Source organism: Bradyrhizobium sp. Kon10 (genome assembly GCF_055807395.1).
In genome coordinates this window covers 1-2,476 of record NZ_JBVVOZ010000076.1, presented here as the reverse complement: position 1 = coordinate 2,476, position 2,476 = coordinate 1, and the positions used below count along the sequence as shown (strand labels likewise).

Below are 2,476 nucleotides of genomic sequence, written 5' to 3'. Positions count from 1 at the left end.
TGTGTTTCGGCATGGAATAAGGACCCCGTTTTCGGGGTGATCGGCATCCAATCGGGACCCCGGGATAAGGTCCACAGTGGCTTCCATCGAGTCATGGAAGCCGAGGTTGGGATGCTGGTGGTGGAGACGATTGGTAAGATCCGTCGCGCCTACTTTGTTGATGGTCGTCCGATCAAGGCGATCTGCCGAGAACTTGGCGTATCGCGGAAGGTGGTTCGCAAGGTCATTCGTTCTCAAGCGACGGAGTTCCGGTATGAGCGCGAGACGCAGCCGCTGCCGAAGATGGGTGCCTGGAGTGCCGAGCTTGACCGGTTGCTGGCAGGGAATGAGAGCAAGGCGGCGCGGGAACGGCTGACGCTGATCCGGCTGTTCGAAGAGCTTCGCGGCCTGGGTTACGCCGGCGGCTATGATGCGGTTCGTCGATACGCACGACGGTGGAGCAAGGAGCGCGGCAGCTCGACAGCGTCGGCCTATGTGCCGCTAAGCTTTGCCCCAGGCGAAGCCTACCAGTTCGACTGGAGCCACGAGGTCGTCCTGCTGAGCGGCACCACGGTGATGGTGAAGGCTGCCCATGTCCGGCTCTGTTACAGCCGTATGCTGTTCGTGCGGGCCTATCCGCGGGAGACGCAGGAGATGGTGTTCGACGCCCACGACCGGGCGTTCGCCCTGTTCAAAGGCACCTGCACCCGCGGCATCTACGACAACATGAAGACCGCCGTAGAGACGATCTTCGTCGGTAAAGGCCGTCTCTACAATCGCCGCTTCCTGCAGATGTGCAGCCACTATCTGGTCGATCCGGTCGCCTGTACGCCAGCGTCGGGCTGGGAGAAGGGGCAGGTCGAGAACCAGGTCGGTCTGGTCCGGGAACGCTTCTTCACGCCGCGGCTGCGGTTCAAAAACCTCGACGAGTTAAACGCCTGGCTTCTCGACAAATGCATCGCCTACGCCAAGGCTCATCGCCATCCGGAGCTGGCCGATCAGACGATCTGGGACGTGTTCGAAGCCGAACGCCCCAAACTCGTTCCCTATGCCGGCCGTTTTGACGGCTTCCATGCGGTGACGGCATCAGTCTCGAAGACCTGCCTGGTGCGCTTCGACAACAACAAGTACTCGGTCGCAGCCAGCGCAGTCGGACGACCGGTCGAGGTTCAAGCCTATGCCGATCGCATCGTTATCCGTCAGGATGGACGCATCGTTGCCGAGCACCCGCGATCCTTTGGCCGCGGCGATACCGTCTACGACCCCTGGCATTATGTGCCGGTGCTCGCCCGCAAACCCGGTGCCTTGCGCAACGGTGCTCCCTTCAAAGATTGGGTGCTGCCGGCCGCGATCGAGCGGATCCGGCGCAAGCTTGCCAGCACCGACGATGGCAATCGGCAGATGGTCGACATCCTCAACGCGGTGCTGACTGACGGTCTGTCCGCGGTGGAAGCGGCCTGTGCCGAAGCGCTCAGTCACGGCGTCCATTCCGCCGATGTGGTGCTCAACATCCTGGCCCGTCAACGTGAACCCGCTCCACCGGCCAACATCATGACGCCGGCCGCACTGACGCTCCGCCATGCACCGATCGCCGATTGTGCCCGTTACGACAACCTCCGGAGGACCAACTGATGGAACGAACTCAGATCTTCGACCTCATGGGCGAACTCAAGCTCTACGGCATGAAGGCTGCCTTCGACGAGATCATGGCAACTGCCGTGAAGCGCCAGCACGAACCTCAGCGCATTGTCGGCGACCTGCTCAACGCCGAGATCAACGAGAAGCAGGCCCGCTCGATCAAATACCAGCTCACCATTGCCAAGCTGCCGCTCGCCAAGGACATCGCCGACTTCCAGTTCGACGGGACGCCAATCAATCAGACTCTCGTCAATGATCTCGCTGGCGGCGGCTTCATCGCCCAGCAACGCAACGTCGTCCTGGTCGGCGGAACGGGCACCGGCAAGACCCATCTGGCCATCGCTATCGCGCGAAGCTGCATCCGATCCGGCGCCCGTGGCCGCTTCTATAACGTCGTCGACCTCGTCAACCGGCTCGAGACCGAGACCCGCAACGGTCGGCAGGGACGGCTCGCCGAGCATCTGACCCGCATGGACTTCATCGTTCTCGACGAGCTGGGCTATCTGCCGTTCGCGCAATCCGGCGGTCAGCTCCTGTTCCATCTCATCAGCCGGCTCTACGAGCGCACCTCCATCATTGTCACCACCAATCTTGCGTTCGGCGAATGGCCGACCGTGTTCGGCGATGCCAAAATGACCACCGCGCTACTCGACCGACTGACCCATCACTGCGACATCGTCGAGACCGGCAACGACAGCTGGCGATTCAAAAGCCGCGACGATGTTCAAACAACCCGCGCTCGCGCCGTCTCCGCAACCCCGACCAGCTCCGACGACCCGAGCGCTACCAGCAGAGCACGCCGATCAAAGGGGTCCCTTTTGGATGCCGATAGGGGGTCCCAGTCGAACGCCGATTGACA

1 protein-coding gene and 1 pseudogene are annotated in these 2,476 nt (G+C 62.0%); both read left to right on the top strand.

Annotated features, from left to right (window positions below):
- Window positions 1-111: 111 nt before the first annotated feature.
- Window positions 112-1,602, top strand: a pseudogene (gene istA, locus AC0L2O_RS36055) (IS21 family transposase); the annotation flags it as partial.
- An 8-nt stretch (window positions 1,603-1,610) separates the two neighbouring features.
- Window positions 1,611-2,474: an IS21-like element helper ATPase IstB gene (gene istB / locus AC0L2O_RS36050; protein ID WP_473373102.1), complete on the top strand. Its 864-nt coding sequence runs from the start codon at window positions 1,611-1,613 to the stop codon at window positions 2,472-2,474.
- The last annotated feature ends 2 nt before the right edge of the window (window positions 2,475-2,476 follow it).